Source organism: Pseudomonas fluorescens (assembly GCF_902497745.1).
GTDB classification, from domain to species: domain Bacteria; phylum Pseudomonadota; class Gammaproteobacteria; order Pseudomonadales; family Pseudomonadaceae; genus Aquipseudomonas; species Aquipseudomonas fluorescens_BM.
In genome coordinates this window covers 1-5,317 of sequence record NZ_CABVHJ010000041.1, presented here as the reverse complement: position 1 = coordinate 5,317, position 5,317 = coordinate 1, and the positions used below count along the sequence as shown (strand labels likewise).

Genomic DNA, 5,317 nt, shown 5'->3' with positions numbered 1-5,317 from the left:
TGAGTACAACAGGAAAATCGCCACCGATCCTGAATACCATCGACGCCTTGTGGAAGCCATACGGAAATCACCGCCGGATCTAAATGACCCACGAGCTTGGGTAGAGGCTGAGAAGCAAATGTACCCTAAAGAAAAGTATCTCGCAGACATGGAGATTTATAATGAATCGAGTGTTAAGGACTTTGTCATGCCCAGCTCTTATGAGCACTTAAAGGATGAAATTAAATTGAGGCAGATAACGAGTCTACACCCTGGCCTTATAAGGGGGCTGTACAAGGAGGACTATGCTAGTTTTGAGGGAGCTTGGGTGGAGGTTCTGAAGACTACTGGTAGGGGCACGCACCTCTAAGGAAACCCTGAAAAAGACTTCCAGATTTGGTGAAATGAAATACCCACCTCACAAGAACTGAACGGTTGAGCCCCGATGAAGCAAATGTCTTTCGCTGATGCCGAATATGCTGGCAAACGTAAACAGACCCGACGCGAGCGTTTCCTGATTGAGATGGATCAGGTTGTGCCCTGGAAAGGCCTGATTGCGTTGATCGAGCCGCATTATCCAAAGGGTGAAGGCGGTCGTCCGGTGTATCCGTTGATGGCCATGCTGCGGGTTCATCTGATGCAAAACTGGTTCGGCTACAGCGACCCGGCGATGGAAGAGTCCCTCTACGAAACCACGATTCTGCGCCAGTTTGCCGGGCTGCATCTGGATCGGATTCCTGATGAAATCACGATTCTCAACTTCCGGCGTCTGCTGGAAAAACATGAGTTGGCAGGCGGGATTTTGCAGGTCATCATTGGCTATCTGGGCGACCGTGGTTTGCTGCTACGCCAGGGGACTGTGGTCGATGCAACGATCATTCATGCGCCGAGTTCGACCAAGAATAAGGACGGTAAACGTGATCCAGAAATGCACCAGACGAAGAAAGGAAATCAATATTTCTTCGGAATGAAAGCGCATGTGGGTGTCGATGCCGAATCCGGTTTGGTGCACAGCCTGGTGGGCACGGCGGCGAATGTGGCGGACGTGACCCAGGTCGATCAGTTACTGCATGGAGAGGAAACTTATGTCTCTGGCGATGCCGGTTACACCGGCGTGGACAAGCGTCCGGAACATCAAGATCGCCAGATGATCTGGTCAATTGCCGCACGGCCCAGCACGTATAAGAAGCACGGCAAGCAGAGTTTTATCGCTCAGGTGCGTCGCAAAATCGAATACGCAAAGGCCCAGATGCGAGCCAAGGTCGAACATCCGTTCCGGGTGATCAAGCGCCAGTTTGGCTATACGAAAGTGCACTATCGCGGGCTGATAAAAAATACCGCGCAACAGACCACGCTGTTTGCCCTGTCAAACCTGTGGATGATGCGAAAACGGCTCTTGGTTGCGGGAGAGGTGCGTCTGTGATGCGCGAAATGTGCGGAGAAAAGGCGCGGCTCAAGGAAAAACAATGAATTAAAAAGAGCCTAAGTCTGATTTTTGGCAGGCCGTCGATTTTTTGAACTCCAAATGGTTGGAGCATCAAAAAATCGCTGGGTACTTCAGACCTTCCTTAGAGGAGGCAACCCCATAAACAGACATGGAGAAGACGTTCTTGGGCTATGGCAACATCATTCGTGAGGTACGAGATATGGCGATGAAGATGCCCGACTGGTGATTCGTTCTTCTTTGCACCATAGGGTTCGTGCTAGCTGCCGCGAGAGTATTGATGTTATTTCAATCGCGGCCCGGCATGCAATCGGCGGTAAATTACAGATAAACTGTTTTCATTATCACCGACTAACACCGGATCCGCATCCTCGTGGTTTAGCAGTGCACTAATTTTTTGCCATCGCTTCCTGGACGAGTTCGACTTTGAGGCGTTCCTCTTCAAGCTCGCGCTAACGAGCCATCAGTGACACATCCATACCGCTGAACCTGATTCACCGTTTGTATAAAATGGCCGCTAGGCTCGTGGTCCCAACACGGCTCGGCACCGAGCGACCGGCTTCGGTCTATTCGAGGACGGCGATAATTTGCCTGTCTGAAAAACGCATTATCTTCACTAAAAATTTCCTTAATCCGCTTAGAAGAAAAATTCTTCTTCTGACGGGCCCCGATTTCAGAAATAGGATGGAGGGGGAGGGCCCCCCCTCCATGGTGCGAAGTTCTTAGCAGTAAAGCTTTCATCATTTACCTGTCTTGGAGCTTTGGGCCGAATGATTCGTTGAAAATGCTCGTTAATCTGGCGATCGGTAGTATTCGAGTTATCGGGAGCAGGCAGTATTTCAACGTAGCCATCCGAGTTTGCGGCAGCGGGCGAAGGTGGACGATGCAAGTGCCCAGCAGTTGGGTCAGCGACAGGATCTGCATTGGCTGCAGCGTGCGAGGGTAAGTGTAGAGGGCGCTCTGTAGCCGCATCAGCGAGAGGATTTGCGTTAGCGTATTCATCAAAAACCGCCGGCGGTAGGGTACGCCGAAAATGCTCCCTGATATGCAAATCGGTACTAGAGCCTGTTGGCCCATTCCTCATAGCCCTAGCAGCATTAGCTGCATCCGCCGGCCTACCACTAAGAGCAAATGGTCCGTGCTCAGCTAACTTGCCGATAGGGGATGCTTGTAGGGCAGAAACTCCAATATCAGCAATATTAGCAATACTGCCCGCTATAGCTGTTCCTCGGGATATACCGCCCAAAACTGAATGTGCTGTGCCTTTTGTATTATCCGCAGCTATACCTGTAGCCGCTGAGATGCCCCCTAAGACAGCGCCAGCCACAGCTAGTGAGCTACCGCCAGTCAATACGGCTAATCCAGCGCCGGCAGCTGCTGCCACAATGCCCTCAATACCGTGTCGTCCCACGTGAAAATGTCCGCTCGGGTCGGTGTTGTTGATGGGATCACCCTCGCAATACGCATAAGGGTTAATCCCGCCCTTACCAAACGGGCTCATGCTGTCCGGTGATGTAAAGCGCCTAAGTGTTGGGCTATACAGACGATAACCATTGCCCAGGTGATAACCACCCAGCACCGGGTCGATACGCTCGCCATTAAAGCCCAGGACGCTGCTGAGGTAGTCGGCAGCCCGTGGTTCCAGTTCGTCTTCCATGTTGTGTACCTGTTTTAGTGATTGAGCTTTCAGGCACTGTAGGTCGATTCTTGGCAAGCACACTCTCTGGGTGTCTCATATGTTTGGTCTTGGCGTATCAAGAGTGACGGGCGGGCGCATGGCTGGGTGTGTCGCTGGGGTGGGAAGGGAGGCCGTTGTCTAAGCTACATCAACCGGTCGAAAAGAGTAAACGTTAACACCTGGACGCGGGTTCATCGCAGTGGATCAGCGGCTAATCATGCACCACGATCGACTGCTCGCCGTGAGTGAGGCGTGGCCGAGGTGCGCATGCTCGTGCGCCGACTCGCGACATGATTTTGTCTATGGCCTCGTAGGCTGCCCCCGTGCAATCCTGCACACACACACACACACAGATCCTCACCGTGCCGCAACTGATCAATCAGGGATGTGCCCGTAGCTTTTGTCGCCATCTCCCAGAGCCTCCCCTGGAGTCTGATACTTTTGCGCACTGAGACGTCCGGATCAAAAAATGAGATGTGGCGAGGAGATATGCTTGGGGACTCGGTTGATAGTGGGATCAGCTGGCTATTTACCAATTACCTATGAGTTAGAAGGGACCGTATGGAATGCACCTACCTTGATCCTGATCACAATACAGATGACCCATGCCGACTATCCAAAGTCACACATGATCACTCGAGTTACAACGATCTAACTCCGGATTGGATGCAGTATGACCTGAATGGTTTTTTGACGAGCGATGGCGCAGGACGCACGTTTGAGAGTGCCGGCTCGGTGCTGGAGGGGTATCTGTCCCGCGTTGTCGTAAAGGGCCAGGATCCTAAGAGTAGTTCGTACCAGTATGACGGGATGAACCGGCTGATAAAACAGGACGACGTTAGTTTGTATTATCGCGGCTCGAAATTGGTTAATCAGGTGGAAAGCAATAACATCAATAACGGCGTGCGCCTGCTCAGTGGCCCGGGGGGCAACCTGGCACAGGTTCGTACAGGCACTAACCCAAATACTTGGCTAAGTGGTATTGATGCCAATGGCTCAGTCCTCAGTGTAGAAAACGGCAGTACTCAAGTGAAACTGGTCTATGGCCCGTACGGTGAACAGTCATGAGCAACGATAATAGCAGCCTGCTGGGCTTTAATGGCGAGCGCATCGACCCGGTGCCGGGTGGTTATCACCTGGGCAACGGTTATCGCTTGTACAGCCCCGCACTGCGACGCTTTACGTCACCGGACAGCCTGAGCCCGTTTGGTAAAGGCGGGATTAATCCATACGCCTATTGTGAGGGGGACCCGATTAATCATACCGACCCGACAGGGCATGTGCGCCTAGGGGCAATTTTTGGGGATATTGTCGAAGGCATCGATACTGCATTCGATGTCGCCGCTGCCGTAGCCTCCGGAGGAGAGTCTTTAGCTGTTGTACACGCCATATCCGGTGTCGTAGGAATAGGCACCGAGATTGCCAGTCAATCGATCAGTGGGCACCCTACAACCCATAAAATATTAGATGGGATATCAATTGTCGGCAGCATTACCAATACGGCGACGGGGTTGGCTATCGAAGGAGTTGACCATAAAAATGGAAAAAAACGGCCTCGAACAGCCAGAGGTGTAATAAAACTCACCAATAAAGTGGTGTCCTATACATCTGCGGTAGTCAGTGAAGATATGGAAGTGGTGGCTGACGGTCTTACGGGCGACCCAAGCAGGCACAAGGTTGACACTCAGCTTGAAAAGGCAAGTACTGGGCTTGGCTTCATCGCTTCGGTAACCGGTTATTTCGATGCTGCACCAGATATTATTAACAAAAAGTCCGATACTCGGGTGAGGCCGCGGTTTGACAGTAACAATAACCATAATATGATTGAAAGGCATACCGCGGAGCGCCCGCGCGCACCACAACCAACTCCCCCCGCACAACACGCTGATCCTGAGGGCAATGACCTCTTCGGCCCTTTTTTTGGGGCTGTGGGGCACCGATTTAGTCAATAAAAAAGCAGGAACAAGGACTGACAGCACGGCGCAGGGAGCGCTGCAAATCCTGTGCTTCACAATGGTCAGTCCTTCCCGCCTTTTACCCGTTGTCAGCGATTGCACCAAAAGTAAGCGCTCCATAAACCCCACCGATTTCAGGATGGGGTGAGCGCTCAGCCAGGTGATACCGGCGTGCAGTTCCACGGCAACAGGGCTTCGTAATCCTCAACCGAGGACGCCAGTGGCAAACGTTCCAGTGCGTGGCGCAGCCACGCATAGGGT

At 52.3% G+C, this 5,317-nt stretch carries 6 protein-coding genes; 4 read left to right on the top strand and 2 right to left on the bottom strand.

Translation table 11 applies throughout. The features are described 5' to 3' along the window. The coding region (locus tag F8N44_RS31520; protein ID WP_191630991.1) for a hypothetical protein at positions 1-349 on the top strand (349 nt) is incomplete at its 5' end. A gap of 75 nt (positions 350-424) precedes the next feature. Then, entirely contained in the window at positions 425-1,402 is a 978-nt protein-coding gene (locus tag F8N44_RS30795) for an IS5 family transposase (protein ID WP_150652991.1), read from the top strand. 694 nt (positions 1,403-2,096) lie between these two features. Here F8N44_RS30795 and F8N44_RS30790 read toward each other — a convergent pair. Next, positions 2,097-3,080, bottom strand: coding sequence for an RHS repeat-associated core domain-containing protein (locus F8N44_RS30790; RefSeq protein WP_150652990.1), 984 nt, complete (start codon positions 3,078-3,080; stop codon positions 2,097-2,099). Between the two features lie 582 nt (positions 3,081-3,662). On the opposite strand from F8N44_RS30790, the gene F8N44_RS30785 reads away from it, so the two are divergent. Both F8N44_RS30785 and F8N44_RS31970 read left to right on the top strand, forming a co-directional pair. Further along, a complete protein-coding gene (locus tag F8N44_RS30785; protein ID WP_150652989.1) occupies positions 3,663-4,169 on the top strand; it encodes a hypothetical protein in 507 nt (168 codons plus the stop codon). Further along, positions 4,166-5,053 carry an RHS repeat-associated core domain-containing protein gene (locus tag F8N44_RS31970; RefSeq protein ID WP_224794851.1) on the top strand — a complete coding sequence of 296 codons (888 nt, stop codon included), beginning with the start codon at positions 4,166-4,168 and terminating at the stop codon, positions 5,051-5,053. The genes F8N44_RS30785 and F8N44_RS31970 overlap by 4 nt, the downstream gene beginning before the upstream one ends. A 155-nt stretch (positions 5,054-5,208) precedes the next feature. On the opposite strand, the gene F8N44_RS30775 is transcribed toward F8N44_RS31970, so the two are convergent. Then, on the bottom strand, positions 5,209-5,317 hold a 109-nt coding region (locus tag F8N44_RS30775), incomplete at its 5' end, for a transposase domain-containing protein (protein WP_150652988.1).